At 43.7% G+C, this 17,191-nt stretch carries 16 protein-coding genes; all 16 read left to right on the top strand.

Features of this window, described 5'->3' with window-relative positions:
* Nucleotides 1-17 precede the first annotated feature (17 nt).
* The 16 genes from GKR71_RS03620 to cpoB all read left to right on the top strand — a co-directional run bounded on the left by GKR71_RS03620 (nt 18) and on the right by cpoB (nt 16,929).
* Complete coding sequence (locus GKR71_RS03620; RefSeq protein WP_036947808.1) at nt 18-734, top strand: succinate dehydrogenase iron-sulfur subunit; 717 nt, start codon at nt 18-20, stop codon at nt 732-734.
* Between the two features lie 378 nt (nt 735-1,112).
* The gene (gene sucA / locus GKR71_RS03615; protein WP_108479382.1) at nt 1,113-3,920 is read left to right on the top strand and encodes a 2-oxoglutarate dehydrogenase E1 component; all 2,808 of its coding nucleotides are present in this window, start codon (nt 1,113-1,115) and stop codon (nt 3,918-3,920) included.
* A gap of 14 nt (nt 3,921-3,934) precedes the next feature.
* Complete coding sequence (gene odhB, locus GKR71_RS03610) at nt 3,935-5,143, top strand: 2-oxoglutarate dehydrogenase complex dihydrolipoyllysine-residue succinyltransferase (protein WP_036947796.1); 1,209 nt, start codon at nt 3,935-3,937, stop codon at nt 5,141-5,143.
* 132 nt (nt 5,144-5,275) lie between these two features.
* Nucleotides 5,276-6,442 carry an ADP-forming succinate--CoA ligase subunit beta gene (gene sucC, locus GKR71_RS03605; protein WP_006660449.1) on the top strand — a complete coding sequence of 389 codons (1,167 nt, stop codon included), beginning with the start codon at nt 5,276-5,278 and terminating at the stop codon, nt 6,440-6,442.
* Nucleotides 6,442-7,314, top strand: a complete 873-nt coding sequence (gene sucD / locus GKR71_RS03600) for a succinate--CoA ligase subunit alpha (protein WP_036947794.1) — start codon at nt 6,442-6,444, stop codon at nt 7,312-7,314. The genes sucC and sucD overlap by 1 nt, the downstream gene beginning before the upstream one ends.
* 828 nt (nt 7,315-8,142) lie before the next feature.
* Nucleotides 8,143-9,711 (top strand): cytochrome ubiquinol oxidase subunit I, encoded by a 1,569-nt coding sequence (gene cydA / locus GKR71_RS03595; RefSeq protein WP_036947791.1) that lies wholly within the window; start codon nt 8,143-8,145, stop codon nt 9,709-9,711.
* A 14-nt stretch (nt 9,712-9,725) separates the two neighbouring features.
* A complete protein-coding gene (gene cydB / locus GKR71_RS03590; RefSeq protein ID WP_036947789.1) occupies nt 9,726-10,865 on the top strand; it encodes a cytochrome d ubiquinol oxidase subunit II in 1,140 nt (379 codons plus the stop codon).
* Nucleotides 10,866-10,877: 12 nt separating this feature from the next.
* Nucleotides 10,878-11,000 (top strand): cytochrome bd-I oxidase subunit CydX, encoded by a 123-nt coding sequence (gene cydX, locus GKR71_RS03585; RefSeq protein WP_006660445.1) that lies wholly within the window; start codon nt 10,878-10,880, stop codon nt 10,998-11,000.
* Between the two features lie 5 nt (nt 11,001-11,005).
* Nucleotides 11,006-11,293 carry a cyd operon protein YbgE gene (ybgE, locus tag GKR71_RS03580; RefSeq protein ID WP_036947787.1) on the top strand — a complete coding sequence of 96 codons (288 nt, stop codon included), beginning with the start codon at nt 11,006-11,008 and terminating at the stop codon, nt 11,291-11,293.
* A 135-nt stretch (nt 11,294-11,428) separates the two neighbouring features.
* The gene (gene ybgC / locus GKR71_RS03575; protein WP_036947785.1) at nt 11,429-11,824 is read left to right on the top strand and encodes a tol-pal system-associated acyl-CoA thioesterase; all 396 of its coding nucleotides are present in this window, start codon (nt 11,429-11,431) and stop codon (nt 11,822-11,824) included.
* Nucleotides 11,821-12,504, top strand: coding sequence for a Tol-Pal system protein TolQ (gene tolQ, locus GKR71_RS03570; RefSeq protein WP_036947783.1), 684 nt, complete (start codon nt 11,821-11,823; stop codon nt 12,502-12,504). Before ybgC ends, tolQ begins: the two co-directional genes overlap by 4 nt.
* 18 nt (nt 12,505-12,522) lie before the next feature.
* Nucleotides 12,523-12,945 (top strand): colicin uptake protein TolR, encoded by a 423-nt coding sequence (tolR, locus tag GKR71_RS03565; RefSeq protein WP_036947778.1) that lies wholly within the window; start codon nt 12,523-12,525, stop codon nt 12,943-12,945.
* Nucleotides 12,946-13,015: 70 nt separating this feature from the next.
* Nucleotides 13,016-14,146, top strand: a complete 1,131-nt coding sequence (gene tolA, locus GKR71_RS03560) for a cell envelope integrity protein TolA (RefSeq protein WP_230085018.1) — start codon at nt 13,016-13,018, stop codon at nt 14,144-14,146.
* 144 nt (nt 14,147-14,290) lie between these two features.
* The gene (gene tolB, locus GKR71_RS03555) at nt 14,291-15,583 is read left to right on the top strand and encodes a Tol-Pal system beta propeller repeat protein TolB (RefSeq protein WP_036947763.1); all 1,293 of its coding nucleotides are present in this window, start codon (nt 14,291-14,293) and stop codon (nt 15,581-15,583) included.
* 43 nt (nt 15,584-15,626) lie between these two features.
* The gene (gene pal, locus GKR71_RS03550; protein WP_006660438.1) at nt 15,627-16,124 is read left to right on the top strand and encodes a peptidoglycan-associated lipoprotein Pal; all 498 of its coding nucleotides are present in this window, start codon (nt 15,627-15,629) and stop codon (nt 16,122-16,124) included.
* A gap of 22 nt (nt 16,125-16,146) precedes the next feature.
* Entirely contained in the window at nt 16,147-16,929 is a 783-nt protein-coding gene (gene cpoB, locus GKR71_RS03545) for a cell division protein CpoB (protein WP_036947759.1), read from the top strand.
* Nucleotides 16,930-17,191 lie beyond the last annotated feature (262 nt).

The raw sequence follows: 17,191 nt of genomic DNA, 5'->3' as shown, positions 1-17,191 counted from the left end.
TTGCGGAGAAATAAACTATGAAACTAGAATTTTCGATTTATCGCTACAATCCTGATGTAGACAATGCGCCACGTATGCAAGATTACACCCTTGAAGTGAAAGAAGGGCGTGACATGATGCTGCTGGATGCGTTAATTCAGTTAAAAGAACAAGATCCAACACTCTCATTCCGTCGTTCTTGCCGTGAAGGTGTATGTGGTTCTGATGGTCTGAACATGAACGGTAAAAACGGACTGGCTTGTATTACGCCATTGTCTGCTTTAACCCGTAGTGGTAAAAAAATTGTGATCCGTCCATTGCCCGGTCTGCCAGTGATTCGTGACCTGATCATCGACATGACGCAATTTTATACTCAATACGAAAAAATTCGTCCGTATCTTCTTAATGATAATAAGAATCCGCCGGCGCGCGAAAACTTACAGCTACCAGAACAACGTGAAAAACTTGATGGTCTTTACGAGTGTATTCTGTGTGCATGCTGTTCAACTTCATGCCCATCTTTCTGGTGGAATCCGGACAAATTTATCGGTCCTGCAGGTCTGCTCGCTGCCTATAGATTCTTAATTGACAGTCGCGATACTGAAACAGATTCACGATTAGATGATCTGAACGACGCTTTTAGTGTTTTCCGCTGTCATAGCATCATGAATTGTGTCAATGTATGCCCTAAAGGACTAAATCCAACGAAAGCTATCGGTCACATTAAGTCTATGTTATTGAAACATAGCGCCTAAATCGATACAGCCTGCGGCGCTTAGGTGCCGTAGGCTAAATTTGGATAGCACAAAATACGTACTTAAAGTAAAAAATAAGCGTAAAGTAAGTATAAGTCTTAAATTGAATCACTGAAACGTAAAGTAAAAAGTCAAAAAGTGAAAGTAAAAAGCCAACTGCAAAACAAGATGAAGACACTTGCGAAAGCAAGGAACCTTTAAAAACCGTAGACAGTTTTTAAAGGTTCCTTAAAAGGGAAACCCTTAATTGATAAGAGGGACTCCCAAAGTGAGAACATGCAAAAAGCACGTCCAAGAGAACCTTTATCGAGGTCGCTTAAATGCGGCGATTAGTTAACCACGGCGAAAACTAAAGCTTATAAAGCTTAAGGGATCACAATGCAGAACGGCGTAATGAAGGACTGGCTGGATTCAAGCTTTCTGGCAGGCGCGAACCAGTCTTATATAGAACAGCTCTATGAAGATTATCTGACTGACCCTAATTCCGTAGATGTCGAATGGAGAGAAATCTTCCAGCAACTACCTGGAGCGGGTAATAGCGGTGAGCAATTACATTCGCAAGCACGAGACTACTTCCGTCGCTTAGCAAAAGATTCTACCCGTTACCACACCTCTGTTAGCGATCCAACGATCGACGCAAAACAAGTTAAAGTTTTGCAGCTCATCAATGCCTTCCGCTTCCGCGGACATCAAAATGCAAATCTCGACCCGTTAGGACTTTGGAAACGCGAAGCCGTTCCAGATCTGGACCCTACATTCCATAACCTAACCAAAGAAGATTTCGACGAAACTTTCAACGTGGGTTCATTTGCAATTGGCAAAGAAACCATGAAACTCAGCGAACTATATGACCACCTGAAACGCATCTATTGCGGTTCCATTGGTGCGGAATATATGCACATTACTAACACAGAAGAAAAACGTTGGATCCAACAACGTTTAGAGTCTGTGAATGTTGCGCAGCAATTTTCTAAAGAAGAAAAACGTCGCTTCTTAGCTGAATTAACAGCAGCAGAAGGTCTTGAGCGTTACCTTGGTGCAAAATTCCCAGGTGCAAAACGTTTCTCTTTAGAAGGTGGCGATGCACTGATCCCAATGCTGAAGGATCTTATCCATCATGCAGGCAAACAAGACACTCGTGAAGTGGTGCTTGGTATGGCGCACCGTGGCCGCCTAAACGTCCTGATCAACATTCTGGGTAAAAAACCAGCCGAATTATTTGATGAATTTGCTGGTAAGCATAAAGACCATTCAAGCGCAGGTGACGTTAAATATCACCAAGGTTTCTCTTCTGATTTCGAAACGGCGGGTTCCCGTGTTCACTTAGCACTGGCATTTAACCCATCACACTTAGAAATCGTAAGCCCAGTGGTTATCGGTTCTGTACGTGCTCGCCGTGACCGTCTGGACGAAGGTCGTAGTAATATGGTTCTGCCAATCACCATTCACGGTGACTCAGCAGTAACTGGTCAAGGTGTTGTACAAGAAACCCTGAACATGTCTCAGGCTCGTGGTTATGAAGTTGGCGGTACCATGCGTATCGTTATCAACAACCAAGTTGGTTTCACAACCTCAAACCCGAAAGACACGCGTTCAACAGAATACTGTACTGATATCGTGAAAATGGTGCAGGCGCCTATTTTCCACGTTAATGCTGATGACCCTGAAGCGGTTGCATTCGTGACTCGCTTAGCCTTAGATTTCCGTAACACCTTTAAGCGCGATGTGATGATCGACTTAGTGTGCTACCGCCGTCATGGACATAACGAAGCTGATGAGCCAAGTGCAACTCAGCCAATCATGTACCAAAAAATTAAACAGCACCCAACCCCACGTAAAATCTACGCAGATCGTTTAATCGAAGCTGGCGTGGTTTCTGCGAATGAAGTCACTGAAATGGTTAACCTGTATCGTGACGCGTTAGATCGTGGTGACTGTGTTGTTGAAGAATATCGTGAAATGGGGCTGCATTCTTACACTTGGGAACCGTACTTAAATCATGAGTGGAATGAGCAATACAAATCTAACTACGATATTAAACGTTTAACTGAGTTAGCGACTAAGCTGAGCACGATCCCTGAAGGTATCGTTGCGCAATCTCGTGTTGAGAAAATTTATTCTGACCGCGCTGAAATGGCGAAAGGCGAAAAATTACTTGATTGGGGTGCGGCAGAAACTCTGGCTTACGGTACGTTAGTTGATGAAGGTATTCCAATCCGTTTATCTGGTGAAGATGCGGGGCGTGGTACGTTCTTCCACCGTCATGCAGTTGTTCACAACCAAACTAATGGCTCTGTTTACGTACCTCTGCAAAATGTTCATAGCGGCCAAGGCGTATTCAACGTTTGGGACTCTGTTCTGACTGAAAACGCAGTATTGGCATTTGAGTATGGCTATGCAACAACTGAACCGCGCGCGCTGACTATTTGGGAAGCTCAGTTCGGTGACTTTGCTAACTGTGCGCAAGTTGTTATCGACCAATTCATTAGCTCTGGTGAGCAAAAATGGGGTCGTATGTGTGGTCTGGTTATGCTACTGCCTCATGGTTATGAAGGTCAGGGTCCAGAGCACTCATCTGCACGTTTAGAGCGTTACCTGCAACTGTGTGCAGATCAAAACATGCAAGTGTGTGTGCCATCAACACCAGCCCAGGTTTATCACATGTTACGCCGTCAAGCACTGCGCGATATGCGTCGTCCTCTGATTGTTATGTCACCTAAGTCACTGTTACGTCATCCATTAGCAGTTTCTAGCATGGATGAGCTGGCGAATGGTTCATTCCAACCAGTTATCGGTGAAATTGACGAAATTAATCCGAAAGATGTGAAACGCGTCGTTATGTGTTCCGGTAAAGTTTATTACGATTTATTAGAACAACGTCGTAAGAAAGAGCAAAAAGATGTGGCTATCGTGCGTATTGAACAGCTGTATCCGTTCCCACGCGAAGATATCCAAAAAGTATTCGCTCAGTACGCTCATGTGAAAGATTTCGTTTGGTGCCAAGAAGAGCCACTAAACCAAGGTGCTTGGTATTGCAGCCAGCACAATTTCCATGAAGCTATCCCAGCAGGCGCAACTTTACGCTATGCGGGTCGAGCAGCTTCTTCTTCTCCAGCAGTTGGTTATACCTCCGTTCACCAGGAACAACAAGCGGCCCTGGTTAATGACGCTTTGAACATTGCATAATTAAAGGATAGAAAATGAGTAGCGTAGAAATTCTTGTTCCCGATCTTCCTGAATCCGTCGCTGATGCAGCGGTTGCCACATGGCATAAAAAACCAGGTGACAGTGTTCAGCGTGACGAAGTTCTGGTTGAGATCGAAACAGACAAAGTTGTTCTTGAAGTTCCTGCAAGTGAAGCAGGTGTTCTGGAAGCCATTATTGAAGAAGAAGGCGCAACTGTTTTATCTAAACAGTTACTAGGTCGCATTCGTTTAGGCGATAGCACAGGTATCCCTGCTGAAGTTAAAGAAGCAGCACCTGCACCAGCAGCACGTCAAACGGCGAGCTTAGAAGAAGAAAGTAATGATGCGCTGAGCCCAGCGATTCGTCGTCTGGTCGCTGAGCACAACCTGAACCCTGCGGATATCAAAGGGACTGGTGTTGGCGGTCGTCTGACTCGTGAAGATGTTGAAAAACATTTAGCAGCTAAACCAGCTGCGGCACCTGCGGCTCAAGCACCAGCTGCAGCTCAAGCACCATTAGCTCACCGTAGTGAAAAACGTGTTCCGATGACTCGCCTGCGTAAACGTATTGCAGAGCGTCTGTTGGAAGCGAAAAACAGCACGGCGATGTTAACAACCTTCAACGAAATCAACATGCAGCCTATTAAAGACCTGCGTGCACAGTACGGTGAAGCATTTGAAAAACGTCACGGTGTACGTTTAGGCTTTATGTCTTTCTACATTAAGGCGGCGGTTGAAGCACTGAAACGCTATCCAGAAGTGAACGCTTCTATCGATGGTTCGGACGTGGTTTACCATAACTATTTCGATATCAGTATTGCGGTATCAACACCGCGTGGCCTGGTAACCCCAGTTCTGCGTGATGTGGATGCAATGAGCATGGCTGATATCGAGAAAAATATTAAAGAGCTGGCTGTCAAAGGTCGCGACGGTAAATTAACTGTTGAAGATTTAAGTGGCGGTAACTTCACTATCACTAACGGTGGTGTGTTCGGTTCTCTGATGTCTACTCCAATCATTAACCCACCACAAAGCGCAATCTTAGGCATGCATGCCATCAAAGACCGCCCAATGGCAGTTAATGGTAAGGTAGAAATTCTTCCAATGATGTATTTAGCGCTGTCTTATGACCACCGTTTAATCGATGGTCGTGAATCAGTTGGCTTCTTAGTGGCTATCAAAGATATGTTGGAAGATCCAACTCGTTTACTGCTAGACGTATAGAAACATAACAGGGCAGGGGGACAACCTGTCCGGTCTGAGGTAACCGATGCAGCCAGTTCGCTGGCTGCTAAATCTGTAACAATTGCAAGGGGCGATAAACGCTCCTCCAGACTCAATTATGGATAGAACATCATGAATTTACACGAGTATCAGGCAAAACAGCTTTTTACACGCTATGGTTTACCAGCACCAACTGGTTATGCCTGTTCATCAGTAGAAGAAGCAGTAGCTGCGGCGAAAAAAATCGGTAATGGTCCATGGGTTATCAAATGCCAAGTTCACGCAGGTGGACGTGGTAAAGCTGGCGGCGTAAAAGTTACAAAAGATATCAATGACATCCGTGAATTTGCTGAAAAATGGTTAGGTAAGAATCTGGTTACTTACCAAACTGATGCAAATGGTCAGCCGGTTAACCAAATTTTGGTTGAAAGCGCGACTGACATCGCTAAAGAACTGTATTTAGGTGCAGTCGTGGACCGTGGTACACGTCGCGTTGTATTCATGGCTTCAACTGAAGGCGGCGTTGAAATTGAAAAAGTTGCTGAAGAAACACCAGAACTGATCCACAAAGCCGTTATCGATCCGCTGACTGGCCCAATGCCATATCAAGGTCGTGAACTGGCATTCAAATTAGGCTTAACGGGTAAACAAGTTAGCCAATTCGCTAAAATCTTCATGGGCTTAGCAACCATGTTCTTAGAGCGTGATTTAGCGCTGATCGAAGTTAACCCATTAGTTATCAATACTGAAGGCGATTTAGTTTGCTTAGATGGTAAATTAGGCGTGGATAGCAACGCTCTGTATCGTCAAGCTGAAATGCGTGAAATGCACGATCCATCTCAAGAAGATGCACGTGAAGCTCAAGCGGCTAAGTGGGAACTTAACTACGTTGCTCTGGATGGTAATATCGGCTGTATGGTTAACGGTGCGGGCCTTGCAATGGGTACCATGGATATCGTTAAACTGCACGGCGGTGCGCCAGCTAACTTCCTTGACGTTGGTGGCGGTGCAACCAAAGAACGCGTAACTGAAGCGTTTAAAATTATTCTTTCGGATAAGAGCGTTAAAGCTGTATTCGTAAACATTTTTGGTGGTATCGTTCGCTGTGACCTGATTGCAGACGGCATCATTGGTGCAGTAGAAGAAGTTGGCGTGAATGTACCAGTAGTTGTACGTTTAGAAGGTAACAATGCAGAGTTAGGTGCGAAAAAACTGGCAGACAGCGGCTTAAATATTATCGCTGCAAACAGCCTGACAGATGCAGCTAAGAAAGCAGTAGCAGCGGCGGAGGCTAAATAATGTCTATTTTAATCGATAAAAACACCAAAGTAATTTGCCAAGGATTCACTGGCGGTCAAGGTACTTTCCACTCCGAACAAGCTATTGCTTACGGTACAAAAATGGTTGGCGGTGTAACGCCAGGTAAAGGTGGTACAACTCACCTAGGTTTGCCGGTATTTAACACTGTGCGTGAAGCAGTAGAAGCAACCGGTGCAACAGCATCTGTTATCTACGTACCAGCACCATTTTGTAAGGATTCTATCCTTGAAGCGATTGATGCAGGCATCAAACTGATCATCACTATCACAGAAGGTATTCCAACACTGGATATGCTGACTGTTAAAGTGAAATTAGACGAAGCTGGCGTTCGTATGATTGGCCCTAACTGTCCAGGTGTTATCACTCCGGGCGAGTGCAAAATCGGTATCCAACCTGGCCACATTCATATGCCAGGTAAAGTTGGTATCGTTTCACGTTCAGGTACACTGACTTATGAAGCGGTAAAACAAACAACGGATGCAGGTTTAGGTCAATCAACTTGCGTTGGTATCGGTGGTGACCCAATTCCTGGTTCAAACTTTATCGATATCCTGAAATTATTCCAAGAAGACCCACAAACTGAAGCGATCGTGATGATCGGTGAAATCGGTGGTAACGCGGAAGAAGAAGCGGCTGCATACATCAAAGAGCACGTCACTAAGCCAGTTGTTGGCTATATCGCGGGTGTAACTGCACCTAAAGGTAAGCGTATGGGACATGCTGGTGCAATTATCGCTGGTGGTAAAGGTACTGCTGACGAGAAATTTGCTGCTTTAGAAGCCGCTGGCGTGAAAACTGTACGTAGCTTGGCTGATATCGGCGATGCTGTGAAGTCTATGCTAAACAAATAAGCGCAATATGAGCTTATAGCTCGTATCACGTAAGAGACGAAGCCCGTGCTTTCTAGGAAGCACGGGTTTTTTTATGGCTAATAACTGTACTTATTTCATGTAATTTCTACTAAAAGCTTAAAATGTAGGGTTTTTAGTGAGTAATACCAAAATAAGTCAGCATAAATAGTACGTTTTGGGTAAGTTTATTATTGAATATGAAATAGCACAAAATGGGAAATGGTCTAATTTGATATTAGATCAATTTTTTTATTTTTAGATTATTTTGATTAACTGAATATAGGGCTTTTTTTACGATAATTATCTTTATTAATAAATAAAGTAATAATTTAGAAATGGGCTGCTATTATAAATAAGCATTCTTTTTTAGATTGAGAAAAACAAAAGTTATCATTTTGTTTTAATCTTATTAAAAAAGTAAAAAAACCTATATCAATTAAAATAACAGATAGTTAACAACTGGCTAACTATTATTTGAATCGGGTCGAGAGCAATTAACAAGTGAGAAAAAATTGACGTAAATCAATTTATTACCACTAGCTTTATTTGCCCAAATTGCTTAAATTGGTGCTCGATCAAATACTCATTTTTCTATTAAAGGGTATAATTATTGATATAACTTCAGAATTCAAATCTGAATCACGTAAAAGAAGTTTATTGTATGTGAAGATAGGCGTACTATTATTATGGTAGGTTTTTTCTTTTACTTTTGTTAATTATTTGTTGTTTTGAGGCATTTTTTGCTGGTAGTTAAGAGGCTTTCCCGTTTAACACTGGAAGCTGGGTTGCCGCAAGTCGGTGTCTTCCTGCTAGGAGCAAGGAGTCAAGATGTTTGATATTGTCGAACTGTCACGATTACAGTTTGCCTTAACTGCGATGTATCACTTCCTGTTCGTTCCATTAACGCTCGGTATGGCGTTTTTGCTTGCGATTATGGAGACGGTATATGTGCTGTCTGGTAAACAAATTTATAAAGATATGACTAAGTTCTGGGGCAAGTTATTTGGTATTAACTTCGCTCTGGGTGTGGCGACTGGTCTGACTATGGAGTTCCAATTCGGGACTAACTGGTCATACTACGCCCACTATGTTGGAGATATCTTCGGTGCGCCTCTGGCAATCGAAGGTCTGATGGCATTCTTCTTAGAATCTACCTTTGTTGGTTTATTCTTCTTCGGTTGGGATCGTTTAAGCAAAACTCAGCACCTTGCGGTGACTTGGTTAGTTGCTTTAGGTTCTAACTTCTCTGCGCTGTGGATTCTGGTTGCGAACGGTTGGATGCAAAACCCTATCGCTGCAGACTTCAACTACGAAACAATGCGTATGGAAATGGTTAGCTTCTCTGAGCTAGTCCTGAACCCAGTTGCGCAAGTTAAATTCGTTCACACAGTTGCTGCTGGTTATTGTACTGGTGCCATGTTCATTCTGGGTATCAGCTCTTACTACATGCTTAAAGGTCGTGACTTGGCATTCGCTAAGCGCTCTTTTGCAATTGCTGCAAGCTTTGGTATGGCTGCTGTTCTCTCTGTTATCGTTCTTGGTGATGAATCAGGTTACGAAATGGGTGACGTGCAGAAAACGAAGCTGGCCGCTGTTGAAGCAGAGTGGGAAACCCATGCGCCTCCAGCTGCATTTAACCTAATCGCATTCCCAAGCAATGAGAAACAAGAGAATACATTCTCTATCTCAATTCCATGGGCGATGGGTATTATTGCAACGCGTTCTATCGACACGCCAGTATTAGGTCTGAAAGATCTGATGAAGCAACACGAAGTCCGTATCCGTAACGGTATGGTTTCTTATGGTCAATTACAACAGCTGTTAGCTGGTGATAAGAGCCCAGAACTGCGTGCTGCATTCGAAGCAAGTAAAAAAGACCTTGGCTATGGTCTTCTGTTAAAACAATACACACCAAACGTTGTTGATGCGACAGAAGAACAAATTCAGAAAGCGGTTAAAGACAGTATTCCTAATGTTGCACCACTGTTCTGGGCATTCCGTATCATGGTTGCAGTTGGCTTCGCGTTACTGTTAATCATCGGTTGGGCATTCCTGTCAGTTGTTCGTAACCGTATTGGTAAGAGCAAACTGCTGCTTCGTCTGGCTCTGTTTGGTATTCCATTACCATGGATTGCTATTGAATCAGGCTGGTTCGTGGCTGAGTATGGTCGTCAACCGTGGGCAATTGGTGAAGTGTTACCAGTTTCGGTCGCACACTCTAACTTAACCCCACAAGACCTGATCTTCTCTATGGCTCTGATCTGTGGTCTGTATACACTGTTCTTGATTGCCGAAATGTTCTTAATGTTCAAATTCGCTCGCAAAGGGCCTAGCAGCCTGAAAACCGGTCGTTACCATTTTGAACAGAAAAATAGTTCAGCACACGACGTTCAGTAAACAGGAGTCCACTTATGTTTGATTATGAAGTTCTTCGATTTGTGTGGTGGATCCTTATCGGCGTACTGCTGATTGGATTTGCCGTCACGGATGGCTTTGACATGGGCGTAGGCTTCTTATTACCTATCTTAGGTAAAACAGATACTGAACGCCGCGTTATGATTAATGCTGTTGCACCGCACTGGGATGGTAACCAAGTTTGGTTAATCACTGCGGGTGGTGCTATGTTCGCTGCATGGCCTCAGGTTTATGCTGCTTCATTCTCTGGCTTCTATGTCGCTATGATTTTGGTATTAGCTGCATTGTTCTTCCGTCCGGTTGGTTTCGACTACCGTTCTAAACTGGAGAACCCAAAATGGCGTAGCATGTGGGACTGGGGTCTGTTCATCGGTGGTTTCGTGCCTCCGTTAGTTATCGGTGTTGCGTTTGGTAACCTGTTACTGGGTGTTCCACTGCAAATCGATAACCAGCAGTATCTGACTTATACCGGTAACCTGTTTGGTCTGCTGAACCCATACGGTCTGTTAGCTGGCGTTGTCGGTTTAATGATGATTGTTACCCAAGGTGCAACTTATCTGCAAATGCGTACAACTGGCGAACTGCACTTACGTACGCGTAAAGCAACTTACATCTGTGCGTTTATCACTTTAGCTGCTTTTGCTGGTGCTGGCGTATGGTTAGTGATGGGTATCGATGGTTATGTTGTGACTTCAACGATTGATACATTAAGCCCGTCTAACCCACTGAACAAAACTGTAGAAGTTGTTTCTGGTGCATGGTTAACTAACTTTAATACGTATCCAATCCTGTGGGCTTTACCTGGTCTGGGTCTGGCATTACCACTGTTAACGATGATTGCAACTAAAGCAGATAAAAATGGTTGGGCGTTCCTGTTCTCATCATTGACTATCGCTTGCATTATCTTGACATGTGGTGTTGCAATGTTCCCGTTCGTCATGCCTTCAAGCATCATGCCAAATGCAAGCTTGACCATGTGGGATGCGACATCTAGCCTGTTCACTCTGCAAGTTATGACTGTGGTTGCTATCATTTTTGTTCCAATTATTCTGTGTTACACCGCTTGGTGTTACTACAAAATGTTTGGCCGTTTGGACAAAAACTTTATCGAAAGCAACAAGCATTCACTGTATTAAGGAGCATAACATATGTGGTATTTCGCCTGGATCCTCGGCACTCTGTTAGCTTGTAGTTTTGCAGTGATTGCAGCATTAGCCCTTGAGCACTCTGAAAGTGCAAAAGAAGCTAAAACAGCTAAAGATGGTGAGTAAATAGTATGCTGATGGATAAATCCTATCAGCTATTAGGAAAGGGCCCGATAAGGGCCCTTATCCTTATATTAGCTTTAGTAACCGCTGGCGCAGTAATGTGGGATCCTTCCCTGTTTGCAGCCAATACCAGTGCATTTCCAATCTGGCAAGGTCTTCTCATGATATGGGCAACTTGCAGCGCCATCATTTTTGGAGTGGGTTTCCTACCCAATAAATTGATGTGGCGAGTGCTGTTCCACCCATTACCTGCCGCCATCATTCTTATCTGGGGACTTGTAAAAGTCTTTAGTTAATCTAAATTCAGATTGTGGGTCATGCGACCCGCAATTATTTTTGATATCTTTACCTGCAAAGTGATTCCAAAGCGGCACTGTCTTGCGTATAGTGACACCGTTAATTAATTTAACCTAAGACGGAGTGGTTTTTTTATGTTATTTCGCTGGCCTGTCCGCGTGTATTATGAAGATACAGATGCGGGGGGAGTTGTATATCATGCACGTTATCTGGCTTTTTTTGAGCGGGCAAGAACAGAAATGTTGCGGAATAAAGGTATTAACCAACAAAGTTTACTCGCTGAGAACCTTGGTTTTGTCGTCCGTAGTATGACCATTGACTTTATTAAGGGCGCTCGGTTAGATGACCTGCTGGAAGTAGAAACGGAAGTCGTTGAAATAAAACGTGCTTCTTTACTCTTTCAGCAAAGGTTAGTTGATTTGCAAGGTAACTTGCTTTGTGGGGCGACAGCCCTAATTGCTTGTGTGGACACATCTAAAATGAAGCCGAAAGCGCTTCCTAAGTCTATTGTCGCGGAGTTTAAGCAGTGACTGACATGAATATCTTGGATTTATTCCTAAAAGCGAGCCTATTGGTTCAGCTGATTATGTTCGTTTTGATCGGTTTTTCTATTGCATCGTGGGCGATTATTATCCAGAGAACAAAAGTTTTAAATGCCGCCACGCGCGAAGCGGAAGCATTTGAAGATAAATTCTGGTCAGGTATCGAGCTGTCCCGATTATATAAAGAAAGCCAAGCTCGCCGTGATGCATTAGGTGGTGCAGAACAAATTTTTTACTCTGGCTTCAAAGAGTTTGTTCGCTTACATCAAGCTAATATTCATGCGCCTGATGCGGTAGTTACTGGTGCATCTCGTGCTATGCGCATTTCGATGAATCGTGAGTTGGAATCCGTTGAATCGCATATCCCATTTTTAGGTACCGTAGGATCAATTAGCCCTTATATTGGTCTGTTTGGTACCGTTTGGGGGATCATGCATGCTTTTATCGCACTGGGTGCGGTAAAACAAGCAACATTACAAATGGTTGCTCCGGGTATTGCGGAAGCTCTGATCGCAACAGCAATCGGTCTATTTGCTGCAATTCCAGCTGTTATGGCGTACAACCGCTTAAATTTACGTGTGAATAAACTTGAGCAAAGCTACGATAACTTTATGGAAGAATTCCTAGCTATCCTGCATCGTCAAGCATTCTCTGCTGATAAGAAATAAGACGGGGAGAAAAAGCGAATGGCGCGCAATAGTCGCAGACGTGAGCTAAAATCCGAAATCAACATTGTTCCATTACTGGACGTATTGTTGGTGCTTTTGCTGATTTTCATGGCAACTGCACCCATTATCTCTCAGAGCGTGGAAGTTGATTTGCCGGATGCAACAGATACCCAAACCGTCTCATCCAGTGATAATCCGCCCGTCATTTTAGAAGTGGCGGGTGTTGATCAATATAATTTATTGGTCGATGGTGAGCGCATGGAGTTACTGCCACCTGAACAAATTTCAGCAGTCGCAAAAGAGCAGTTAGAAAAAAATCCGAAAACGATTTTCCTAATTGGTGGTGCGAAAGAAGTTCCTTATGACGAAGTCATTAAGGCGCTGAACATGTTACATGGTGCCGGGATCAAATCTGTTGGTTTGATGACTCAACCTATTTAATTTGCTGACGCCACTTTGAGAGTGGCGCGGATATAGTTGAAAAGAATCGATTCTTTTTTTGGAAACCAGAGTGGGAAAGACAAAAGAGAAACAAGATGATTTGAAGCGCTCATTATTGATGTCAGCTGGGCTGCACATCTTATTGATTGCTTTGATCGTTATAGGCTCTTTAGTGACAGTCGTCCAACTTGGCGGCGGTGGGGAAGAGGGAACGGTCATTGATGCTGTGATGGTCGATCCAGGCGCAGTTGTTGAGCAATATAATCAATCTCAGCAGCAGCAAAAAAGCTCCCAGCAAGTAGCTAAAGAACGTAAAGAACAGCAACAAAAACAAGATGCTGAGCTAAGAGAAAAGCAAGAGCAGGAACAAAAACGTCTGCAAAAACTTGAAGAAGAACGGATCCAAACTCAGCGAGAAACCGAACAACAGCAAAAACAAGCTGAAGAGCAGAAAAAACAAGCCTTAGATGCGGCTAAAAAAGCGAAGGAAGAGCAAAAAATAGCGGAAGAAGCTGCTGCTCAAGCCAAAGCTGAAAAAGAAAAACTCGTAAAAGAGCAAGCGGCAGCGAAAGAAAAAGCTGACGCACAAGCTAAGAAAGAAGCTGAAGCTGCTAAGGCTAAGGCAGAAAAAGAAGCTAAAGAAAAAGCGGAAGCTGACGCTAAAGCTAAAGCTGATAAAGAAGCCAAAGCTGATGCTAAAGCGAAAGCTGACAAAGAAGCTAAGGCTAAGGCAGATAAAGAAGCTAAAGAAAAAGCGGACAAAGAAGCTAAAGCAAAAGCAGCTAAAGCCAAAGCTGAAGCTGCGAAAAGTGCATCATCTGTTGATGATTTGCTGGGTGATTTAACTGCATCAGGGCCAAGCAAGCAAGGTGGACAAACAGCTGCGGGTAGCGGTGGTGGTAAAAAATCAGGCGCATCGAATGCTGATGTTGATAGCTATGCCGGTAAAATTAAGGCTGCTGTTCAAAGTAAATTCTATGACTCAGAAAGTTATCGTGGACGTACTTGTGAACTGCAATTGAAGTTAGCACCAGATGGATTATTGGTGAATATTTCACCGAAAAATAATCCAGCAAATGATCCCGCGTTATGTGAGGCGGCAATGAGAGCAGCAAAACTTGCGACTATGCCAAAACCACCTAGCAGAGAGGTCTATGATACGTTTAATAAATCGGGTAGCACATTGGTATTTAAGCCTTGATTTTCAACAACTCAGAGCAGTCTGTATTGTAAATTTTGAGGCAATGTAATAAATAGTTTGTGTGCTATCTAGTTTTGTTAGTATACCTTTGTTAAAATTCAGCGAATTATTGCGGTGGTGAATATCGCAGTAAGGGAGATTAGGATGAAGCATGCGTTTAAAATAGTTCTCGGGTTCTTAATGCTATGGGCTACTGTTGCTCAGGCAGAGATCCGTATTGAGATTACTGAAGGTGTTAACTCAGCTCAGCCAATTGGCGTTGTCCCATTTAAATGGGCTGGCGCGGGTGCGCCGCCACAAGAAGTGGGCGGAATTGTCGGTGCTGATTTACGCAATAGTGGTAAATTTAACCCTATTGAACCAAGCCGCATGCCTCAGCAACCTGGCACGGCTTCAGAAGTGACGCCAGAAGCTTGGACTGCGTTAGGCATTAACGCGGTTGTTGTTGGTCAAGTTCAACCAGCAGCTGATGGTAGCTTTGTTGTTAGCTATCAGTTAGTGGATGTTGCCGCTAACCCAGGTGCAGTTTTAGCGCAAAACCAATTTAAAGTGACCAAAGATTGGTTACGCTATGCAGCGCATACTGCAAGTGATGAAGTATTTGAGAAATTGACTGGCATCCGTGGTGCTTTCCGTACACGTATTGCTTACGTGGTGAAGACCAACGGCGGTCAATATCCGTTTGAATTACGAGTTTCTGACTATGACGGTTTTAACCAATTCACGGTTCACCGTTCGCCAGAACCTTTAATGTCGCCAGCTTGGTCACCAGATGGCCAAAAGATTGCGTACGTAACGTTTGAAAGTGGTAGTTCTGCGCTAGTTATCCAGACTCTATCAAGTGGTGCGGTTCGTCAGGTTGCATCATTCCCACGTCATAATGGGGCACCTGCATTCTCACCAGATGGGACTAAACTAGCTTTTGCTCTGTCTAAGACAGGCAGCCTGAATTTATATGTGATGGACTTAGGTAGTGGTCAAATTCGTCAAGTAACAGATGGTCGTAGTAACAATACTGAACCAAGCTGGATGCCGGATAGCCAAACTTTAGTTTATACCTCTGATCAGGCAGGACGTCCGCAGATTTATAAAATGAATATTAATGGTGGTAGTCCTGTTCGTGTCTCCTATGAAGGATCACAAAATCAGGATGCTGATGTAAGCCCGGATGGAACTTTCTTAGTGATGGTCAGCTCCGGGGGCGGTCAGCAACATATCGCCAAACAGGATCTGGCAACGGGTAACGTTGAATATTTAACGTCAACGTTTCTAGATGAAACGCCGAGTATCGCACCTAACGGCACTATGGTAATTTATAGCTCCTCTCAAGGCTTGGGGACTATATTGCAGCTAGTTTCGACCGACGGGCGTTTCAAAGCGCGTCTTCCGGCAACCGATGGACAGGTTAAATTCCCTGCCTGGTCGCCGTATCTGTGATGCATAATAATAATGTGTGGCAAAAATATTAAGGATCAAAACGATGCAACTGAATAAAGTGCTTAAAGGGCTGATGATCGCATTACCAATCATGGCAGTCGCAGCTTGTAGCTCTAACAAAAACAACGACCAAACTGGTGATGATTCTTCTATGAATCAAACTAACACTGGTCTGTCTGCGGAAGAGCTGGCACGTCAGCAAATGGAACAACTGCAACAGAACAACACTGTTTACTTTGGTTTCGATAAATACAACGTATCTCCAGAGTACGCTGAAATGTTAGATGCACACGCAGCATTCCTGCGTAGCAACCCATCTGTACGTGTTGTTGTTGAAGGCCATGCGGATGAGCGCGGTACTCCAGAATACAACATCGCACTGGGCGAGCGTCGTGCTAACGCAGTTAAAATGTATCTGCAAAGCAAAGGCGTTTCAGGTGACCAAGTTTCACTGGTTTCTTACGGTAAAGAAAAACCAGCTGTGTTAGGTCACACTGAAGCAGACTACGCGAAAAACCGTCGTGCAGTCATTGCATACTAATAGATAAGCGAAATTATCTATTATGAACAGTAACTTCAGACAATTACTAGTTGGTCTGTCGTTATTGGTTGGCGTAGCGGCCCCTTGGGCCGCTATTGCCCAAGCGCCAATCAACAATGTCGGATCGGGTTCTTCCGCAGACCGCCTCACTCAACTTGAGACCGCTGTTAGCTCTCAAGGTCAAATGATTTATCAAATCCAGCAGCAATTAGCCGATAACCAACGTGATATTGATATGTTACGTGGACAGATTCAAGAAAGTGAATACAAATTGAATCAAGTTGTTGAGCGCCAAAAAGATTTGTACATGCAATTAGACAAAGCGAGTGGTGGTGATTCTTCAAGCTCTTCAGATGCAACTGATACTAGTGCATCAAATGCGCAATCATCTTCTTCAGATACGCCAGCTGCAAGCTCCGGCGGTAATGAAAAAGATGATTACAATGCAGCTGTTAAACTGGCAATGGAAAGTAAGTCCAAAGCACAGATTGATGAAGCGATTGGTGCATTACAAGGGTTTATCAAAACATATCCAAAATCTGGATATCAATCGAATGCCAACTATTGGCTAGGACAGTTAAACTACAACAAAGGTAGCAAGGATGACGCCGCATTCTACTTTGCGACTGTAGTTAAGCAGTATCCTAAGTCTCAAAAAAGCAGTGAAGCCTTATTTAAAGTGGGGTTGATCATGCAAGATAAGGGACAGAAAGATAAAGCGAAGGCTGTTTACCAGCAGGTATTACAACAATACCCAAATAGTTCTGGTGCAAAACTTGCAGAGAAGAAGCTCAGTACACTGTAATTGATAACCCCGAAGCGATGTAGCCGAATATTTCGGGGTTATCCGTATGTTTAGTGTGCACTTAATCTTTTTTTTAAAAAAAACCATTGCACCCTCGTCAGAAATCAGTAATATAAGCCGCCGTTGATACGAGAAAGCGCGGGTTGATAAATCCGAGTCATATCAGCAAGAATCGATTAAACATTGATTCTAAAAACATTTAGATGGGTCGTTAGCTCAGTTGGTAGAGCAGTTGACTTTTAATCAATTGGTCGCAGGTTCG

The sequence above is a fragment of the Providencia sp. wls1922 genome, from assembly GCF_009706505.1.
Classification (GTDB): Bacteria; Pseudomonadota; Gammaproteobacteria; order Enterobacterales; family Enterobacteriaceae; genus Providencia; species Providencia lanzhouensis.
Note: the sequence above shows the minus strand (reverse complement) of the source record. Positions and strands in the feature narration are given on the sequence as shown.

Coding starts and splice junctions, on each gene's coding strand:
- odhB (WP_036947796.1), top strand. CDS start 3,935: ATGAGTAGCGTAGAAATTCTTGTTCCCGATCTTCCTGAATCCGTCGCT.
- sucA (WP_108479382.1), top strand. CDS start 1,113: ATGCAGAACGGCGTAATGAAGGACTGGCTGGATTCAAGCTTTCTGGCA.
- tolR (WP_036947778.1), top strand. CDS start 12,523: ATGGCGCGCAATAGTCGCAGACGTGAGCTAAAATCCGAAATCAACATT.
- tolB (WP_036947763.1), top strand. CDS start 14,291: ATGAAGCATGCGTTTAAAATAGTTCTCGGGTTCTTAATGCTATGGGCT.
- cydA (WP_036947791.1), top strand. CDS start 8,143: ATGTTTGATATTGTCGAACTGTCACGATTACAGTTTGCCTTAACTGCG.
- cpoB (WP_036947759.1), top strand. CDS start 16,147: ATGAACAGTAACTTCAGACAATTACTAGTTGGTCTGTCGTTATTGGTT.
- cydB (WP_036947789.1), top strand. CDS start 9,726: ATGTTTGATTATGAAGTTCTTCGATTTGTGTGGTGGATCCTTATCGGC.
- ybgE (WP_036947787.1), top strand. CDS start 11,006: ATGCTGATGGATAAATCCTATCAGCTATTAGGAAAGGGCCCGATAAGG.
- ybgC (WP_036947785.1), top strand. CDS start 11,429: ATGTTATTTCGCTGGCCTGTCCGCGTGTATTATGAAGATACAGATGCG.
- pal (WP_006660438.1), top strand. CDS start 15,627: ATGCAACTGAATAAAGTGCTTAAAGGGCTGATGATCGCATTACCAATC.
- cydX (WP_006660445.1), top strand. CDS start 10,878: ATGTGGTATTTCGCCTGGATCCTCGGCACTCTGTTAGCTTGTAGTTTT.
- GKR71_RS03620 (WP_036947808.1), top strand. CDS start 18: ATGAAACTAGAATTTTCGATTTATCGCTACAATCCTGATGTAGACAAT.
- sucD (WP_036947794.1), top strand. CDS start 6,442: ATGTCTATTTTAATCGATAAAAACACCAAAGTAATTTGCCAAGGATTC.
- sucC (WP_006660449.1), top strand. CDS start 5,276: ATGAATTTACACGAGTATCAGGCAAAACAGCTTTTTACACGCTATGGT.